The 17,145-nt window shown below is 63.3% G+C and carries 17 protein-coding genes; 5 read left to right on the plus strand and 12 right to left on the minus strand.

Going from position 1 to position 17,145, the window contains the following annotated elements; genetic code table 11:
* Positions 1–26: 26 nt before the first annotated feature.
* Positions 27–1,442, minus strand: a complete 1,416-nt coding sequence (gene miaB, locus L9O85_RS14700) for a tRNA (N6-isopentenyl adenosine(37)-C2)-methylthiotransferase MiaB (protein ID WP_256183264.1) — start codon at positions 1,440–1,442, stop codon at positions 27–29.
* A 303-nt stretch (positions 1,443–1,745) separates the two neighbouring features.
* Between miaB and L9O85_RS14705 the strand changes: the two genes are divergently transcribed.
* The 4 genes from L9O85_RS14705 to argB all read left to right on the plus strand — a co-directional run bounded on the left by L9O85_RS14705 (position 1,746) and on the right by argB (position 7,307).
* A complete protein-coding gene (locus L9O85_RS14705) occupies positions 1,746–2,810 on the plus strand; it encodes an alanine racemase (protein WP_108980275.1) in 1,065 nt (354 codons plus the stop codon).
* A gap of 34 nt (positions 2,811–2,844) precedes the next feature.
* Complete coding sequence (locus L9O85_RS14710) at positions 2,845–4,062, plus strand: ATP-grasp enzyme (protein WP_050623119.1); 1,218 nt, start codon at positions 2,845–2,847, stop codon at positions 4,060–4,062.
* Positions 4,063–4,080: 18 nt separating this feature from the next.
* Positions 4,081–4,827, plus strand: coding sequence for an aspartate/glutamate racemase family protein (locus L9O85_RS14715; RefSeq protein WP_050623118.1), 747 nt, complete (start codon positions 4,081–4,083; stop codon positions 4,825–4,827).
* A gap of 113 nt (positions 4,828–4,940) precedes the next feature.
* Entirely contained in the window at positions 4,941–7,307 is a 2,367-nt protein-coding gene (argB, locus tag L9O85_RS14720) for an acetylglutamate kinase (RefSeq protein ID WP_256183265.1), read from the plus strand.
* Positions 7,308–7,468: 161 nt separating this feature from the next.
* On the opposite strand, the gene L9O85_RS14725 is transcribed toward argB, so the two are convergent.
* Genes L9O85_RS14725 through L9O85_RS14745 form a run of 5 tightly spaced genes read right to left on the minus strand, consistent with a single transcriptional unit; the run spans position 7,469 to position 9,987 of the window.
* Positions 7,469–7,669 (minus strand): DUF6514 family protein, encoded by a 201-nt coding sequence (locus L9O85_RS14725; protein ID WP_050623117.1) that lies wholly within the window; start codon positions 7,667–7,669, stop codon positions 7,469–7,471.
* A gap of 7 nt (positions 7,670–7,676) precedes the next feature.
* Positions 7,677–8,051, minus strand: coding sequence for a helix-turn-helix domain-containing protein (locus L9O85_RS14730; RefSeq protein WP_301579070.1), 375 nt, complete (start codon positions 8,049–8,051; stop codon positions 7,677–7,679).
* A 15-nt stretch (positions 8,052–8,066) separates the two neighbouring features.
* Positions 8,067–8,504, minus strand: coding sequence for a hypothetical protein (locus L9O85_RS14735; RefSeq protein WP_301579071.1), 438 nt, complete (start codon positions 8,502–8,504; stop codon positions 8,067–8,069).
* Between the two features lie 28 nt (positions 8,505–8,532).
* On the minus strand, positions 8,533–9,441 hold the full coding sequence (locus L9O85_RS14740) for a DUF4367 domain-containing protein (RefSeq protein ID WP_301579073.1): 909 nt from the start codon (positions 9,439–9,441) through the stop codon (positions 8,533–8,535).
* A gap of 45 nt (positions 9,442–9,486) precedes the next feature.
* Positions 9,487–9,987: an RNA polymerase sigma factor gene (locus L9O85_RS14745; protein ID WP_276757568.1), complete on the minus strand. Its 501-nt coding sequence runs from the start codon at positions 9,985–9,987 to the stop codon at positions 9,487–9,489.
* A gap of 204 nt (positions 9,988–10,191) precedes the next feature.
* Between L9O85_RS14745 and asnS the strand changes: the two genes are divergently transcribed.
* The gene (gene asnS / locus L9O85_RS14750; protein WP_256183270.1) at positions 10,192–11,586 is read left to right on the plus strand and encodes an asparagine--tRNA ligase; all 1,395 of its coding nucleotides are present in this window, start codon (positions 10,192–10,194) and stop codon (positions 11,584–11,586) included.
* Positions 11,587–11,649: 63 nt separating this feature from the next.
* Here the strand turns inward: asnS and L9O85_RS14755 are convergent, their stop codons facing one another.
* From L9O85_RS14755 to L9O85_RS14780, 6 genes are all read right to left on the minus strand, one after another.
* A complete protein-coding gene (locus L9O85_RS14755; protein ID WP_077138689.1) occupies positions 11,650–11,820 on the minus strand; it encodes a ribbon-helix-helix domain-containing protein in 171 nt (56 codons plus the stop codon).
* A 499-nt stretch (positions 11,821–12,319) separates the two neighbouring features.
* Positions 12,320–13,678, minus strand: a complete 1,359-nt coding sequence (gene gdhA / locus L9O85_RS14760) for an NADP-specific glutamate dehydrogenase (protein ID WP_050623111.1) — start codon at positions 13,676–13,678, stop codon at positions 12,320–12,322.
* 271 nt (positions 13,679–13,949) lie between these two features.
* Complete coding sequence (locus tag L9O85_RS14765) at positions 13,950–14,819, minus strand: GNAT family N-acetyltransferase (RefSeq protein WP_276757561.1); 870 nt, start codon at positions 14,817–14,819, stop codon at positions 13,950–13,952.
* A 74-nt stretch (positions 14,820–14,893) separates the two neighbouring features.
* The gene (locus tag L9O85_RS14770) at positions 14,894–15,106 is read right to left on the minus strand and encodes a PspC domain-containing protein (protein WP_050623109.1); all 213 of its coding nucleotides are present in this window, start codon (positions 15,104–15,106) and stop codon (positions 14,894–14,896) included.
* A 103-nt stretch (positions 15,107–15,209) separates the two neighbouring features.
* Positions 15,210–15,797 (minus strand): hypothetical protein, encoded by a 588-nt coding sequence (locus tag L9O85_RS14775; protein ID WP_108980267.1) that lies wholly within the window; start codon positions 15,795–15,797, stop codon positions 15,210–15,212.
* Entirely contained in the window at positions 15,794–16,975 is a 1,182-nt protein-coding gene (locus tag L9O85_RS14780; protein WP_050623108.1) for a DEAD/DEAH box helicase, read from the minus strand. The genes L9O85_RS14775 and L9O85_RS14780 overlap by 4 nt, the downstream gene beginning before the upstream one ends.
* Positions 16,976–17,145 lie beyond the last annotated feature (170 nt).

The raw sequence follows: 17,145 nt of genomic DNA on the forward strand, positions 1-17,145 counted from the left end.
GGGCCCTTGGGGCGGGGGCTCCCCCCTCACTCCGCCAGCTCCCCGAACAGGGACCAGGTGTTGGCGTCGGTGATCCGCACCTGCCGGAACTGGCCGATCAGCTCCGCCGGGCCGTCCAGCCGCACCAGCCGGTTGCCCGGCGTGCGGGCGGCCAGGGGATACCGGGCGTCCCCGCTGTCCCCGTCGATCAGGCAGCGCAGGGTCTTCCCCACATAGGCCGCGTGCTTCTCCGCGGAGATCTGGTTCTGGAGGTCCACCAGGCGCTGGAAGTTGGCCTGCTTCTGCTGGTGGGGCATGGGGTCGTCCATCTGGGCGGCGGGGGTCCCCACCCGGGGGGAGAAGATAAAGGTGAACAGGGCGTCGAACCGCACCTGCTCCAGCAGGGACAGGGTCTCCTCAAACTCCTCCGTGGTCTCCCCGGGAAAGCCCACGATCACGTCGGAGGTGAGCACGATGTCCGGGATGAGCTCCTTCAGCCGCCGCACCTCGTCCAGGTACTGCGCCCGGTCATAGTGGCGGTTCATGGCCCGGAGCACCCGGTCATTGCCCGCCTGGAAGGGCAGGTGGAGCACCGGGGCCACCTTCCCGCACCGGGCCATGGTCTCGAACAGCTTCTGGGTGGCGTCCTTGGGGTGGGAGGTCATAAAGCGGATCAGGAAGTCCCCGGGCACGGCGTTCACCCGCTCCAGCAGGTCTGCGAAGTCCAGGGGCTCCTCCAGGTCCTTGCCGTAGGAGTTCACGTTCTGGCCCAGCAGGGTGATGTCCCGGTACCCCTCCGCCGCCAGCTGCTCCACCTCGGCCAGGATGTCCTCCGGCCTGCGGGAGCGCTCCCGGCCCCGGACATAGGGCACGATGCAGTAGGAGCAGAAGTTGTTGCACCCGTACATGATGGACACCCAGGCCTTTACCCGGTCCTGCCGCACCACCGGGATGCCCTCGGAGATGGAGCCCGCCTCCTCCGCCACCTGGAACACCCGCCCCCGCTGGGTGAGCAGGGTGTGGATGAACTCGGGAAAGCGCCAGAGGGCGTGGGGCCCGAACACCAGGTCCACGTGGCGGAAGGACTGCTTGATCTTCTCCGCCACATGGGCCTCCTGGGCCATGCAGCCGCACACGCAGATGATCTGCTCCGGGTGGCGGCGCTTCACGTGGACCAGGGCGCCCAGGTTGCCCAGCACCCGCTGCTCTGCGTGCTCCCGGATGGCGCAGGTGTTGAGCACGATGATCTGGGCCTGCTCCTCGTCCTGGGTGAAGCCGTAGCCCATCTCCCGGAGATAGCCCCGGATGCGCTCGGAGTCCGCCTCGTTCTGCTGGCAGCCGTAGGTGTCCACAAAGGCCAGGGGCTGGGCGGGCCGGGCGGCGCTGAGGGCCGCGACCTCCCGGCAGTACTGGAGCTGGCGGGAGATGTCCTCCGGGGAAATTCGGGTGGTCTGCTGTCTCATAGATCGCAACCTCCTGAGGGGGATTTGATGGTCGTCCGGCCCCTCCTGCTGCATGGAGACACCGATCAAATAATCATACCATTTTTCCCGAAAAAGCACAAGGCCGGACTTTTGCTTTTCGCCGCTTTTCCACCCGGTCCCCGCAGGGCGCGGCTCTCCGCCCCTCCCTGGAAAAATGCGGGCCCCCTCGCGGTTTTCCGTTGCGTTTCTCTCAAAAGGGTGATAGAATGAATCGTTAAATGGTTACACTGGAGGGAGACGTATCTCTCTCCTTCCCAACAGAGAGAAAAAGGGGGCTGTGCCATGCGGGTGCTGGTCATTGAGAAGGCGGCCGTAAAGCAGAACATCAGGGTGGTGAAGCGCCGTGCCGGAGGGGCCGCCGTCTACGGCGTCCTCTCGGGAGACGCCGGGGGCGCCGGCATCGCCGAGATGGCCGAGCTGCTCCGGGCCGAGGGCATCGGCCGCTTCGCCGTCAGCGAGGCGGAGGAGGCCGAGGCGCTGCGGAAGGCCGGCTTTGTGGACGAGGAGATCCTCATGCTCCGCTCCACCACCGACCGGGAGGTGCTGGAGCGGCTGGTGGACCTGAACGTGGTGTGCACCATCTCCTCCGTGGACACGGGCCTGGCCCTCAACGCCCTGGCGGAGAACCGCTCCACCGTGGCCGAGGCCCACATCCAGGTGGACACCGGCATGGGCTTCGGCGGCTTCCTGGTGGGGGAGCCGGAGAAGATCCTGCTGGCCTACCGCTCCCTGCCCAACGTGGCCCTGTCCGGCATTTACACCCAGATCCACGCCGCCCCAGCCGGCCAGGAGGCGGAGCACCAGCTCCAGCAGTTCCAGCGGGTGCTGGACGCCATCCACGCCGCCGGCTTTGAGACCGGCACCGTCCACGCCGCGGGGTCCTACGCCCTGATGCACTGCGATCTTGCCCGCATGGACGCGGTGCGGGCGGGCTCGGTCCTGCTGGGCCGCTGCCGCCGCACCAAAGACGACGGGCTCTCCACCGTGGGCCACGGGGAGGCCGGCATCGCCGAGATGCGCTGGCTGCCCAAGGGGCACACCGTGGGTGCGGAAAAGACCGCCGTTTTGAAAGCGCCCACCCGGGTAGCGGTGGTCCCTGTGGGCTATCAGCACGGCTTCGGGGTGGAGCGGCCCCGTCCCGCCGGCCTGCTGGGCACCCTGGGCCGCTGGCGGCGGGGCAGGCGGCTTTATGTCCGGGTGAACGGCCAGCGGGCCCGGGTCATCGGCTCTGTGGGCGTGAGCGAGACCCTGGTGGATGTCACCGATCTGAAGTGCTCCGCCGGAGATGTGGTCTCCTTCGACCTGGACCCCATGTACGCCCGGGGCTGTGTCCGCCAGTACCGGTGATCCTCCCTGCGATTTCAAGAAAAAGGTGTTTGCTATGTCCAGAACCGTGTCTTTTCAGCCGCTGCTCTTCGGCGGCGATATCAATGTTTACAGTGTGGCCCGTGCCTTTCACGAGGCCTATGGGGTGAAGAGCGTGGCCTTCGGCAAGTTCCACACCTTCCCCTGTGCCTTCAGCTCCATCATCGACTACCGCACCTGCCCCGACAACGAGGACCCCGCCGTCTTCCTCTCCAATGTAGAGAAGGTGGCCCTGGAGTTCTCCCACAAGACCGTCATCGTCCTGGGCTGCGGGGACAGCTATGTGCAGCTGTGCGCCCACCTGAAGGACCAGTTTCCCCGAAACGTGGTGGCCCCCTACATCGACGGCGCCCTGCTGGACCGCCTCATCAACAAGGAGCACTTCTACGAGCTGTGCGACCAGCACGGCATCGACCACCCGGCCACCTTTATCTACGACGGCTCCATGGGCCACGACTTCACCCTGCCCTTCGGCCCCCCCTATGTGGCCAAGCCGGCCGACAGCGTGGCCTACTGGGAGCACGAATTCGAGGGGGTGAAGAAGGTCTTCATCTGTCAGACCTGGGAGGAGCTGCTCCATGCTCTGGACCTGGTGTACGCCTCCGGCTACCCCGACCATATGGTGATCCAGGAGTTCATCCCCGGAGACGACACCTACATGCGGGTAATGACCAACTACTCCGACCGCAGCGGCCAGGTGAAGCTGATGTGCCTGGGCCATGTGCTTCTGGAGGAGCACTCCCCCCACGGCATCGGCAACCACGCCGTCATCATCACCGAGTACGACGAGGCCCTTTCCCTGAAGATCAAACAGCTGCTGGAGGAGCTGCATTACACCGGCTTCTCCAACTTTGACATCAAGTACGACAGCCGGGACGGCAAGTACAAGCTCTTCGAGATCAACTGCCGCCAGGGGCGCAGCAATTACTACGTCACTGGTGCGGGATACAACATCGCCAAGCTGCTGGTGGAGGACCGGATCGAACACCGGGAGCTGCCCTTCGTCATCACCAAAAACCACGCCCTGTGGCGGATGGTGCCCAAAAAGGTGGCCTTCAAATTCATCCCCAAGGCATATCACCCCCAGATGAAGGCCCTGATCCGGGCGGGGGCGTCCACCCACAGCCTGGAGTACCACCGGGACTATACCCCGGCCCGCATCTGGCGGGTATGGAAGACCCACATCGGCAACATGGTCCGCTTTGACCGCCACAACAAGGTCCCGGAGAACTGAGCAGACTGGAGGGAAGCCATGTCAACTGTCAAGACCCGCGGCGCCAAGGGCGCCAGAGAGCCCCGGGAGCCCAAGCTGGGCGTGCTGGGGGGGATGGGGCCCCAGGCCACCCAGGTGTTCTATCAGTACGTGCTGGACCGGACAGAGGCCTCCTGCGACCAGGAGCATCTGCCCGCCCTGATCCTGTCTGACACCGGGGTCCCGGACCGGACCGCCTCCATCCTCACCGGGAACACCGAGCCTATGTACCAGCGCCTGCTGGCCGACGCCCGCCTGCTGGAGGAGTGCGGCTGCACCGTCATCGCCATCCCCTGCAACACCTCCCACTACTTCGTGGACCGCATCCAGCAGGAGATCGGCATCCCCATCCTCCACATGATCCGGGAGACCGCCCGGACCTTGGTGGCCCAGGGGAAGCGCCGCCCCGCCATCCTTGCCACCGACGGCACCATCCGCACCGGCCTGTATCAGAAGGAGTGCGCCGCCTTCGGCCTGGAGGCCGCCCCTCCGGAGCCCGCTGTCCAGCGTCTGGTCATGTCCATCATCTACGAGGAGATCAAACGGGGGGAGCGGGGCAGCCGGGAGAAATTTGCCCAGATCGACCGCGCTCTGGCCTCCATGGGCTGTGACTGCGCCATTCTGGGCTGCACCGAGCTGTCCGTCTTCCGCAGCTACCACAGCCTGCCCCCCTTCTACGTGGACGCCATGGAGGTGCTGGCCGAGCTGGCCGTCGTCCGCTGCGGCAAACAGCTGCGCACCATCTAAGAAAACATCTCCGGGGCGGTGCCTGCCCACGCCCGCCGTTGGAACGTACTCCGCAAATTGAAAATGGGGGTGGCGCCCCCATCCACACATGACAACACCAGGAGGTTTGCTCTATGGATCTCACGCCCCACACCCTGGGCGAATACTGCGCCCTGCTGGAACCCCAGCTGGCCGCTCCTCTGCCCGAGGGGCTGGACCTGTCCCAGTCCGTCGCCCTGGTCTCCTGCGACAGCCAGGAGGTGGTCCCCGGCACTCTCTTTCTGTGCAAGGGCGCCCACTTCAAGGAGGCCTATCTGTCCCAGGCCGCCCAGCGGGGCGCGGTGGCCTATGTGAGCCAGACCCCCTACCCTGCCGTGGATCTGCCCTGCATCCTGGTGTCCGACATGCGCCAGGTGATGGCCCCCCTGGCCGACCGGTACTACGGCCATCCCTCCGGGCCCCTGTCGGTCATCGGCATCACCGGCACCAAGGGCAAGTCCTCCACCGCCTATTATCTGAAGTATATCCTGGATGAGTATCTGGCGGAGCAGGGCGGGCCGGAGAGCGGCATCATCTCCTCCATCGACACCTACGACGGCTCGGAGCGCTTCGAGTCCCACCTCACCACGCCGGAGCCCCTGGATCTCCAGCGGCACTTTGCCCACGCGGTGGCGGCCGGCATCCCCTACCTCACCATGGAGGTGTCCAGCCAGGCGCTGAAGTACCACCGCACCCTGTGCACCCGCTTCGCCGCCGCCTGCTTCCTGAACATCGGCCTGGACCACATCTCCCCCATCGAGCACCCCGACTTTGAGGACTACTTCTCCTCCAAGCTGCGGATCTTCGCCCAGGCGGAGGTGGGGTGCGTCAATCTGGACTGCGAACACGCCGGCCGGGTGCTGGCCGCCGCCCAGGCGGGCAGCCGCCAGGTCATCACCTTCTCCCAGAAGGACCCGGAGGCGGACATCTATGCCTCCCAGGTACGCAAGCGGGGCAACGACATCCTGTTCCGGGTGCGTTCCCGCCGCTTTTCCCGGGAGTTCCGGCTGACCATGCCCGGCCTGTTCAACGTGGAGAACGCCCTGGCCGCCATCGCGGTGTGCGAGGGGCTGAACATCCCGGAGCGGGCCGTCTATGTGGGGCTGATGAAGGCCCGGGTCCCCGGCCGCATGGAGGTGTACACCAATGCGGACAGCCACATCGTGGCCATCGTGGACTACGCCCACAACCGCATGTCCTTCGAGACCCTGTTCCGCTCCGTTCAGACGGAGTACCCCGGCCGCCGGGTGGTCACCGTGTTCGGCTGTCCGGGGAAAAAGGCCCTGGACCGCCGGCGGGACCTGGGGGAGATCTCCGGCCGCTGCTCCGACCTGGTGGTGCTGACGGAGGAGGACTCCGGGGAGGAGGACACCCTCTCCATCTGCCGGGAGATCGCCTCCTATGTGGAGGCCCAGGGCTGCGACTACTCCATCGAGCCCAACCGGGGGGAGGCCATCCGTCAGGCGGTGCTGGGCTGCCGGGAGCCCTCCGTCCTCCTCATCACCGGCAAGGGGGCGGAGACCCGCCAGAAGCGGGGCACCGAGTATATCGACACCCCCTCTGACGTGGACTATGTCCAGTCCTTTCTTCAGGAGTACGACGTGCGCCACGGCCTGGACGGCATGGAGAAGGTGCGCTCCCTGCTGTCCATTCTGCCCATCCTCAAGCGGGACGAGGGCCGGACCGTTGTGGTGAAATACGGCGGCTCCGCCCTGGGGGCGGAGGCGGCCACCGACACCACCCTCCAGGACGTGGCCGCCCTGCGCATGGTGGGTGTCCGGGTGGTGCTGGTCCACGGCGGCGGCAAGCACATCACCGCCCTGCTGGACAAGCTCCAGGTGCCCACCCGTTTCGAGAACGGCTACCGCTATACCGACCAGGCGGTGCTGGAGACGGCGGAAATGGCCCTCTCCGCCCAGGTAAACAAGGCCATCGTCTCCCGTCTGAGCCAGCTGGAGGTGTCTGCCGTAGGCCTGTCCGGCAAGGACGGCGGCCTGCTCACCGCTGTGGAGAAGGACCCGGCCCTGGGCCGGGTGGGGTCCATCACCCGGGTGGAGCCCCGTATCCTTCAGACCCTGCTGGACGGGGACTTCCTGCCGGTGGTCTCCCCCATCGCCGCGGGGGAGGACGGCGGCGGCTTCAACTGCAATGCCGACGACGCGGCCCGGGCGGTGGCGGCGGCTCTGGGGGCGGACAAGCTGATCTTCCTCACCGACACCGCCGGGGTGCTTATCGACAGCCACAACAGCAAGACTGCCGTCCCCCACATGGATGTGAAGCGGGCGGAGGAGCTGATCGACACCGGGCTCATTGCCGGGGGCATGGTGCCCAAGGTGCGGGGCTGTATCCAGGCCATCCGCGCCGGGGTGGGCGAGGTGTCCATCCTGGACGGCCGGGTGGAGCACGCCCTGCTGCTGGAGATGCTCAACCAGCGGGTCCAGGGGACCACCATCACCGGCTGACCCCCGTTCAAAAGAAAACGGGGCTGTCTTTTCCGCTTTTTCCACAAGCTGAAACGGCGCCCCCGCCTGTGGCGGGGGCGCCGTCTATTTCAATTTTCAAGGTCCGGCTGGCGGGTGGAGGTCCGCCGGCCGGGCCGGTTTTCATTGGCTCTGTGCTCTCTTTACAGGATCGCGTCCAGGATCACGTCTTCCAGCTGGAGGGGGTCCAGCTGGCCCCGGTTGCACCGATCGGCCAGCCGGTCCATCTCTCCCCGGTCAATGGAGACGTCCCGGTACTGCGCCACCGGCGGCGCGTCTTTCCTGTCCCGCCGGTAGCAGTCGATCCCGTACACCTGCCGTGCCCCTGCCTCCTGAAAGGTCATCTGGCACTCATTCGGGCGGTAGAGATACTGCATGAGTCCCTCTCACCTCGCTTTTCAACACATCTAAACTGATATTTGATTCTCTGGCGATATGGATCACCGTGGACAGCTTGGGGTTGACCCGGCCGGCCTCCATGTCCAGATAGTGCCGGGGAGACACCCCGCACCGTTCGGCCGCTTCCTCCTGGGTCAGCTCGTTCTCCCTCCTCCAGGTGTACAGGAGCCTGGAAAAGCGCCATTTCAGCGCCATCAGCTCCCCGCCGGTCTGAAGGATCAGCCCGTCCTCCGGCCCGCACCCGTCTGCCACAGAAGCAGCACAGACAGGACCAGAACGGTCCGTCCGCTCCACCTCCGCGTCACCAGCGGGGCGAGTCCGCTCCATATGGTGTACCATCCGTCATCTTTTGGCCGTCACCTCGTTGGTGTAGACGGAGCGGAGGTCCCCGCCGCCGTTCCGCTCGGCGTACACACCAACCAGGGCACGGTAGTCCCGTCCGATGACCGTATCCTCAAAATCGAAGGTCCCATAGTATGCCGGAGTATCCTCGTCGTACATCCCCAGATCCTCTTTAGTGAAGGTCTCCAAAGTAGTCCAAGTGTCTCCCCCGTCCCTGGACTCCTGCACGGTGATATAGCTGACCCCCACCTCGTCGGAGGTGCGGACCGCCTCCACATCCGCGTGGATGCGGACCACGCCGTCGCTCTTTGCGGTGGCCCACACGCCATAGCCTCCCAGGTAGTCACTCGCACGGGCAAAAGCAGTTGTCGTCAATAGACCAGCCAGCATAGCACAGGCCAGCAGCACGGCGCAGCCGCGGGAAATCGTCTTTTTCATTGGTTCTCTTTCCTCTCTGTTCTCTTTTCTAAGTATAGATGGAGTCGATCATCTGCTCCAGTTCCTCCTCCGTCACATCTCCCATAATAGATGCCATATTAAGCCCATTAGTCCACGATGCCGTGCAAGCCGCATTATTTTGCGCAATTGAGTGCACCACACCATCTTTAGTGTATTTTGTATCTTGCTGTCCCTCCTGCTTCTCAAGGGAAAACCTCTCAAGTGCATCCTCTGAATTGTAGCGTCTTACGGTAACTTTGATTTCTTTTTCTCCATACTGATACACTGCAATAATCCTTATAAAATCAGGATCAACGCTGATAATAACATCCCGACTTTCAAACCCCTCCGGCACCCACTTGGGCGCCAGCGGCTCGGTGATGCCATACGCATCCAGCGCCTCCTGCAGAGAGGTGAACTCCAGCTCCTCCAGGGGCGGCTGGGCAGAGGTCTGGCCGGACTGGCTGGCCCCGGGGGGGACGATCTGAAGCGTGCCCTGGGTCAGATGGACCACGGACTCCCACAGCCTGGAACTGCCGGCCATGCTCCCCAGGCCAAAGAGGACGGCGACCACGGCGGCAGCGATCAGTGTGCGCGGAAAATGGCGGAAACGGCGGAGGCCGGCAGGACGGGACACTGCCGCTTGGGCCGCCGGCTCCTCCGGCGGCGTGGACCTGCTTTCCTCGCCGGCGCGCTCCTCCAGGAACCGCTGGAGGGATGCCTCCGGGTCCAGTTCCAGGCCCAGGGGCTCCTTCTCCTCCAGGACGTCCAGATAGAGGCGGATCAGCTCCGGGTCACAGCTCTGATCCGTCATCTCCTCCATCCGCGCGTCCAATTCCTCCAGGATCTCGCCGGCAGATAAATTTTCCAGATGCCGCTGGATTAAAACCAAGTCCCCACTCCCCCCGTCCGGCGGGGCGACTCGCTTTTCCGACATCTCGACACCTCCTTACTTTTTATATCCTTAAAAAACTTCATTTCGTTACAGGTTCCCCAAAGTTTCTTCAAATTTTTTCAGCTTCTCCCTCAGACGAAACAGGCGCACCCGGCACTGGATCTCCGTCATGCCCATCTTTTCCGCGATCTCCTGATAGCGGTAGCCCTCCAGCCGGAGGCGCACGATCCGCCGGTCCGCCCGGGATGTGTCGGGCGGAAGGTAGTCACTCAGATACAGCCTCCGCTCCACAGGTGCCGCAGGCGGGTGGGCCAGCTCGTCCAGCGGCACCGTGCGGACCTTCTCCATGTCCTCCCGCATCTTCTTGAGTTTGATCTTCAGGGCCTCCCAGAGCCAGCCCCTGGGATTTGGATGGTGCTTCACCCGCTGTCCCTGCTCCCAGTTCTTCCAACATTCCGCGAATGTGTCCTGCGCCACGTCCTCCGCCAGGCCGATATCGCCCAGCCTGCGCGCGGAGTAGGCCGTCATTTGCTCCAACATCTCCAGGTAAATCCTGGAAAACAGCGGATCACAGTCAAAATCCGACACTTTTTACCCTCCCTTCACACAATTGGCGGGGTCCATCATATCATACCTCCCCGCGCTTTTCAATGACTCGGGCCGGAAACAGCCCCATCCACATAAAATCGCCGTTTTCCCTTGTAAATTAGCGGAAAAGCATCTATAATGGACAAAAGAATACCCGGGACGCCCGCGGCGCCCTGGAGTCACAGAAAATGGAGAGGATCACCTATGAACCGCACCACCATCGCCGCCATCTTCGCCGACCAGGACAAGCTGGGCGGAAAGACGGTCACCGTCTGCGGCTGGGCCCGGACCATCCGGGACATGAAGACCTTCGGCTTTATCGAACTGAATGACGGCTCCTGCTTCAAAAATCTTCAGGTCGTCATGGACGCCAACATGCTGGACAACTACAAGGACATCGCCGGCCAGAACGTGGGGGCCGCCCTCATCATCACCGGCACCGTGGTCCTGACCCCCCAGGCCAAGCAGCCTCTGGAGGTTAAGGCCCAGACCATCGCTGTGGAGGGAGCCTCCACCCCCGACTACCCCCTTCAGAAAAAGCGCCACACTGTGGAGTATCTGCGCACCATCCAGCACCTGCGGCCCAGGACCAACCTGTTCTCCGCCGCCTTCCGGGTGCGCTCCGTGGCCGCTCACGCCATCCACTGCTTCTTCCAGGACCGGGGCTTCGTCTATGTCCACACCCCCATCATCACCGCCAGCGACTGCGAAGGGGCGGGCGAGATGTTCCAGGTGACCACCCTGGACCTGAACAACGTGCCCAAAAATCCCGACGGCACCGTGGACTATACCCAGGACTTCTTCGGCAAGCGGGCCAGCCTCACCGTCTCCGGCCAGCTCAACTGCGAGAACTTCGCCATGGCCTTCGGCAACGTGTACACCTTCGGCCCCACCTTCCGGGCGGAAAACTCCAACACCCAGCGCCACGCCGCCGAGTTCTGGATGATCGAGCCGGAGATGGCCTTTGCCGATCTGAACGACTACATGGACACCGCAGAAGCCATGATCAAGTATATCATCCGCACTGTGATGGAGAAGTGCCCCGATGAGATGAACTTCTTCAACTCCTTTGTGGACAAGGGCCTCAAGGAGCGGCTGGAGCACGTAGCCTCCTCTGACTTCGCCCGGGTGAGTTACACCGAGGCAGTGGAGCTTCTGAAGCAGAACAATGACAAATTCGACTACAAGGTGGAGTGGGGCGCCGACCTCCAGACCGAGCACGAGCGCTATCTGACGGAGCAGGTGTACCAGCGCCCCGTCTTTGTCACCGATTACCCCAAGGAGATCAAGGCCTTCTATATGCGCCAGAACGACGACGGAAAGACCGTGGCTGCGGCGGACTGCCTGGTCCCCGGCATTGGTGAGATCATCGGCGGCTCCCAGCGTGAGGAGCGGCTGGATGTGCTGGAGGCCCGCATCCAGGAGCTGGGCATGAATCCGGAGGACTACTGGTGGTACTGTGATCTGCGGCGGTACGGCTCCTGCCGGCACGCCGGCTTCGGCCTGGGCTTCGAGCGGATGGTCATGTACCTCACCGGCATCAGCAATATCCGGGACGTGGAGCTGCACCCGAGAACGGTGGGCAACGCGGAATTCTGATCGGCCCGTTTTGACCGGGACCGCCCCCGCAGGGGCGGTCCTGTCCTTTTTGTCTGGAGCCTTTTACTCCGCCAGCCGCTTTTCGTATTTCTTGAGCAGGTCCTCGATGGCCTCATCGAGCAGTCTGGATTTGGGGATCCGGGTCTTTTGAGCAAGGATATCAAAATCCTTCATCAGCTCATTTTTCAGGGAAGAGGTGAACCGGGTCCGGTTCACCAAAATTGCCTCAGCCATGCTGCGCCTCCTGCACCATTTTATTCTGCGCCCCATTCCGCTCTGCGCTCCCGGGGCGAAGTCTCCCTCTGCCGGTCCCCCTTGGCAGGGGCCTCAAAGGGGCGGGGTTCTCTCTGCCTTATAGTATATAGACAGCGGAGGGAAAAAACAAGGACTGAAATCACCAATTAGCGACACAAAATAACTCTTTATCAACAGGGGCCGGCGGAAAAAGGCATCGGTACTGTCAAAAGAGTGACTGTGCCGCTTTTTCGAAAAAGCACCAGTCTGCCGTGCGCAGGGTTTGTGCGCCTGCGGCGGACAAACCCCACACTTACAGCCTGAGAAATGTTTTCCCCAGCGCACATGCCGCCGGGGAAAACAGATCAGGTCTTGATCCGCGCCTGCGGGTGCGGACTCTGGGAGGCTTTTTCCATAAGCTGAGGCGCCGCGGTCTCCCTGACGGGAGACCGCGGCGCCCTGCACAGTTGGAAGGGGGATCAGGATGAGGAAATCGGGATCAGAAGATGCCCTGAGCCATCATGGCGTCGGCCACGCGCTGGAAGCCCACGATATTGGCGCCGGCCACCAGGTCATAGCCCAGGCCGTAGCGCTCGGCGGCCGCCACAGAGGAGTGATAGATGTTCGCCATGATCTGATGCATCTTGGCGTCCACTTCCTCGGCGGTCCAGTACAGCCGCTCGGCGTTCTGGGCCATCTCCAGGGCGGACACGGCCACGCCGCAGGCGTTGACGGCCTTGGAGGGGGCGATCACCATGTGCTTCTGCTCCTTCAGGAACTCCAGAGCGTCGTTGGTGGTAGGCATGTTGGCAACTTCGATGTAGTACTTGATGCCGCTGGCGGCGATCTTCTTGGCGGAGTCCATGTTGACATCGTTCTGGGTGGCGCAGGGCATCATGATGTCCACCTTGTCGGCGCCCAGGCCCCAGGGCTTCTCCCCGGCATGGAACTCACAGCCGAACTTGTCGGCGTAATCCTGGACCTTGTCGCGGCCAGAGGCGCGCATCTCCAGCAGATAGTTGATCTTTTCGTCGGTGACAGCGCCATCGGGATCGTAGATGTAGCCGTCGGGGCCAGCGATCGCGACCACCTTGCCGCCCAGCTCGGCAGTCTTCTTCACCACGCCCCAGCCTACGTTGCCGAAGCCGGAGATGGCCAGCCGCTTGCCCTCGATAGACTCGCCCTCGTGCTTGAGGACCTCCACCAGATAGTACACGGCACCAAAGCCGGTGGCCTCCGCGCGCATGATGGAGCCGCCGGTGGTCACGGCCTTGCCGGACAGAGCGCCGAATTCGGAGGCGCCCACCAGACGGCGGTACTGGCCATACATATAGCCGATCTCACGGCCGCCGCAGCCCAGGTCGCCGGCGGGGCAGTCGATGTCCTGGCCGATGTGGCGGTACAGCTCGGTCATGTAGGCCTGGCAGAAACGCATGACCTCGGCGTCGCTCTTGCCGCGGGGATCAAAGTCAGAGCCGCCCTTGGCGCCGCCGATGGGCAGGCCGGTCAAGGCATCCTTGTACACCTGCTCAAAGCCCAGGAACTTGATGATGGACAGGTTGACGGAGGGATGGAACCGCAGGCCGCCCTTGTAGGGGCCCAGGGCGCCGTTGAACTGGACGCGGTAGCCGCGGTTGACCTGATAGTGGCCCTGGTCATCCAGCCAGGTGACACGGAACTCGATGGTCCGCTCGGGCTCGATCATCCGCTCCAGAAGGGATGCCTTCTCATACTCGGGATGGGCGTCGATCACGGGGGCCAGGGAGGTCAGGACCTCCTCCACGGTCTGCAGGAACTCAGGCTCGCCGGCATTCTTCTGACGGCACTCTTCCAGAACTCGGTCGATATACTTGCTCATTGCACTCATTCCTCCTAATTGATATATGTGTGTGTTTGGTCAAAATCTGACGGATTCCCTTCATTTCAGGGAAGGGGCTCCGTTTTGCCCTCTTCATGTATAGCATAACACAATTCCAGCAGAGCGCAAGCACGTTTTTTGTGGATGTTACCACAACAAAAAAACTGTGGCATGAGAAAAACAAAACATCCCATTTAAAAAATCGATCGATTTTCCCAAAAAAGGCCGCGGCCTCATAAGATGGCCGCGGCAGCGGAGAAAATGCAGGATTTTAGTCAAATGCCAGTCCAAGATAGGCGGTGCGGGACCAGTCCCAGGCCTCCTCCCGATCCGGGGAGAGCCACTTGAGCATCCCAAACTGCCAGCCGCCGGACGCTGCCGGACGCTGGGCCAAAGGGCCCCGCACCAGAAAGCGCTCCCCCGGGACCATCCGGGGCAGATGGGGCAGAACGGTCCGCAGCTTCGTGCCCAGCAGCTCCTTATACACCACCAGACCCGCCCCGTCCCCTTCGGCGCAGGCGCAGACAGGGCCGTCCTCCGTCTCCCCCGCAAACAGGCCTCCGCCGGACAGGGCGCAGCATCCGGCCTGATAGGCCAGCGCCTCCTCCGGATAGGCGATGTGGGGGCAGTCTGCCAGGATCTTCTCCCGCACGGCCCCGTATTCCGCCGGAGAGACGGGGCGCAGGGGGTTGTCCCAGGCGGGGGCAGGGAGCTCACCTGGGTCCAGGTCCTCCTGGAACAGGGTAAAGCACTCTCGGAAGCCGTTGGCCCCGAAGAAGTTGTGGAGGGAGGGCTCCGCCGGGACGGTGGTCACCGCAGGGATGGCCAGACCGCGGAAGTATTCGTCCGCCCCCGCCAGCAACCGGCCCGCCAGCCCCCGGCCCCGGGCCGCCGGGTCGGTGGCCACGGCATAGAGGTACGCCGCCCGGAAGCGGCCCTCCCCGGGGAGGACCAGCTGAGTATCGAACCAGGCGGTCATGGACTGGACCACGCCGTCCTCCTCCAGCAGGAGCATCCGCTCCGGCTTGTAATAGGTCTGGTAAAAGTTGTCCACATAGGCCCCGTCATCCCCGAAGGCCAACTGCCAGAGCTCACGCTCCCGGGCGGCATCGCCTGGGGTCCCAAGACGTATCTGCGTCATGCCGTATCCTCCTCTTTTTCAGACAGACATACCGCCTGCCCTCTCTCAGTGAGGGGCAGGCGGCCCTGTGCTCCTCAGTATCCGGGGTACACGTCGCTTTTACGAGGCATGATGACGGCACAGGCCAGATAGACCCAGAAGGCAGTGGAGAAGGTGACAAAGGTGGCGATCACCCAGCCTACCCGCACCAGAGTGGGGTCGATGTCAAAGTACTCCGCGATGCCGCCGCACACGCCGCACACCATCTTATAGGGCCCCTCTGTCTTATACAGCTTCTTTTTCTCCATGACATGCTTCACTCCATTTCCATGAGATCGCCGAAACGTTCTTTCTGTGGATAGGATACTACACAGAACCTGAAAAAATCATAGGGAACGGATTAAAAATGCTTTAATTTTTTCCACCGCCCCGCTCCAGATACCACAGCCGCCGGGCCAGCAGGGTAGTGGAGAGGACGAAAAAGATCTCCAGCGCGCTGCTGATGATCCCCACCATCGCGAACAGCACCAGGGAGAGCAGCACCGTCACTCCCAGCCACTTCATACAGTCCCAATAGCGCTGCCGGTCCTGCCGCGCTTTCTGGAGCAGGAGCAGAAACAGGGACAGCACCAGCAGGCAGCTGGCCGTAAAGGCGCATATCACATGCAGATCCGCGATCTTCGGCAGCTCATCCGGGGTATAGGGCAGCACCACTGCCGACAGCAGCAGCAGGAAGCCTCCCAACAGGCAGAGCCGGGGCCACAGCGGCCTGGGCAGCGCGGCCATCACCGGCAGCAGGACGCACAGCAGATAGACCCCCACCAGCATCCCCCACAGGAAAAAGCCGTGCCGCTGGTCCCGGGCGGCGGCGATCACGGAAAAATTCGTAGTGAACCAGCGGGTGTCATGGGTAAAGAGCAGGGTGTAGAGCGGGATCAGAAAACAGGCGAACAGATCCAGCAGACGCGCCCGCCAGTCCGGCCGCAGCCACTTTCTCACCCGTTCCCTCCCACTTCCTCCAGCTCCCCCGCCTCGTTGAAGCGGACGGCCCGGATCTCGTTGCCGGTGTTCTTGCGGATGTCGTCCAGCCGGATGCTCTCAGTGATGGTGGACACCAGGGTATAGGCCGCCCCGCGGCGGCGGGCCCGGCCCGTCCGGCCGATGCGGTGGATATAATACTCGTTCTCGTCGGGCACGTCGTAGTTGAACACCGCGTCCACATCGTCGATATCCAGTCCCCGGGCGGCCACATCGGTGGCCACCAGCACCCGCAGCTCCCCGTTTCGGAAGCGCTGGAGGGTCTTCTCCCGCACTCGCTGCTGGATGTCCCCGTGGATGCCCTCGCAGGAGATGTCCCGCATCTTCAGCAGACCGGTGAGGCGGTCGGTCATGTTCTTGGTATTGCAGAAGGCGATGACCCGGTCATACCCCCCCAGCTCCATCAGGCGTACCATGGTGTCCACCTTCCGGTTCCGTTCCACCTCCAGGCGGTACTGGAGGATATCCGGCTTGTTCTCCTGGTCAGCGCGCACCGTGATCTCTACCGGGTCCCGCTGGTACACCCAGGAGATATCCATCACTTCCCGGGAAATGGTGGCGGAGAACATGCCCAGGTTCTTCCGTTTGGGCATCAGGTCCAGGATGCGGGTCACATCCCGGACAAAGCCCATGTCCAGCATGCGGTCGGCCTCGTCCAGCACCACCGTCTCCACCTTGTCCAGCCGGACGGTGCGCCGCTTCACATGGTCCATCAGGCGCCCTGGGGTGGCCACCACGATCTGGGGGGCCTTTTTCAGCTGGAGGATCTGTTTGTCGATGGGCTGCCCGCCGTAGAGACACACGGTGCGCACCCCCTCCTTGAACGCGCACAGGTCCCGCAGCTCGTCCCGGATCTGGATGGCCAGCTCCCGGGTGGGGGCCAGCACCAGGCCGGTGACCTGGGTCCCCTGGGGATCGGCGTGCTCGACCATAGGGATGCCGAAGGCAAAGGTCTTGCCCGTTCCGGTGGGGGCCTTCGCGATCACGTCCTTCCACTCCATGAAGTAGGGGATGGCCCCCGCCTGGACCGGGGTTGCCTGGACATAGCCCTTTTTGTCGATGGCCCGCATCAGCTCCGGGGACAGGTTCAGGTCCGCGTACCGGACCTTGTCGTTGACGATCTCGCCGTTGATTTCCATATCTCTGTTCATCCTTTTCCGCATGTCTGGTCCGATCCAAGGCCCCCTCTCACCGCCCGCGGTGCTCCGCGGACCAGACACGCCCTTTCCCCGGCGCGGCCTCAAATCAGCTGGGGAGGTCTGCCCTCCCCCCAAAAGCCCGCTCCTGTGCGGGAATTTGTATCATTTTA

This window comes from Lawsonibacter asaccharolyticus (assembly GCF_022453915.1).
GTDB classification, from domain to species: Bacteria; Bacillota; Clostridia; order Oscillospirales; family Oscillospiraceae; genus Lawsonibacter; species Lawsonibacter asaccharolyticus.

Coding starts and splice junctions, on each gene's coding strand:
- L9O85_RS14780 (WP_050623108.1), bottom strand. CDS start 16,975: ATGGAAATCAACGGCGAGATCGTCAACGACAAGGTCCGGTACGCGGAC.
- L9O85_RS14740 (WP_301579073.1), bottom strand. CDS start 9,441: ATGTCGGAAAAGCGAGTCGCCCCGCCGGACGGGGGGAGTGGGGACTTG.
- gdhA (WP_050623111.1), bottom strand. CDS start 13,678: ATGAGCAAGTATATCGACCGAGTTCTGGAAGAGTGCCGTCAGAAGAAT.
- L9O85_RS14725 (WP_050623117.1), bottom strand. CDS start 7,669: ATGACCTTTCAGGAGGCAGGGGCACGGCAGGTGTACGGGATCGACTGC.
- L9O85_RS14715 (WP_050623118.1), top strand. CDS start 4,081: ATGTCAACTGTCAAGACCCGCGGCGCCAAGGGCGCCAGAGAGCCCCGG.
- L9O85_RS14770 (WP_050623109.1), bottom strand. CDS start 15,106: ATGGAGAAAAAGAAGCTGTATAAGACAGAGGGGCCCTATAAGATGGTG.
- L9O85_RS14705 (WP_108980275.1), top strand. CDS start 1,746: ATGCGGGTGCTGGTCATTGAGAAGGCGGCCGTAAAGCAGAACATCAGG.
- L9O85_RS14765 (WP_276757561.1), bottom strand. CDS start 14,819: ATGACGCAGATACGTCTTGGGACCCCAGGCGATGCCGCCCGGGAGCGT.
- argB (WP_256183265.1), top strand. CDS start 4,941: ATGGATCTCACGCCCCACACCCTGGGCGAATACTGCGCCCTGCTGGAA.
- L9O85_RS14735 (WP_301579071.1), bottom strand. CDS start 8,504: ATGAAAAAGACGATTTCCCGCGGCTGCGCCGTGCTGCTGGCCTGTGCT.
- asnS (WP_256183270.1), top strand. CDS start 10,192: ATGAACCGCACCACCATCGCCGCCATCTTCGCCGACCAGGACAAGCTG.
- L9O85_RS14710 (WP_050623119.1), top strand. CDS start 2,845: ATGTCCAGAACCGTGTCTTTTCAGCCGCTGCTCTTCGGCGGCGATATC.
- L9O85_RS14755 (WP_077138689.1), bottom strand. CDS start 11,820: ATGGCTGAGGCAATTTTGGTGAACCGGACCCGGTTCACCTCTTCCCTG.
- L9O85_RS14730 (WP_301579070.1), bottom strand. CDS start 8,051: ATGGAGCGGACTCGCCCCGCTGGTGACGCGGAGGTGGAGCGGACGGAC.
- miaB (WP_256183264.1), bottom strand. CDS start 1,442: ATGAGACAGCAGACCACCCGAATTTCCCCGGAGGACATCTCCCGCCAG.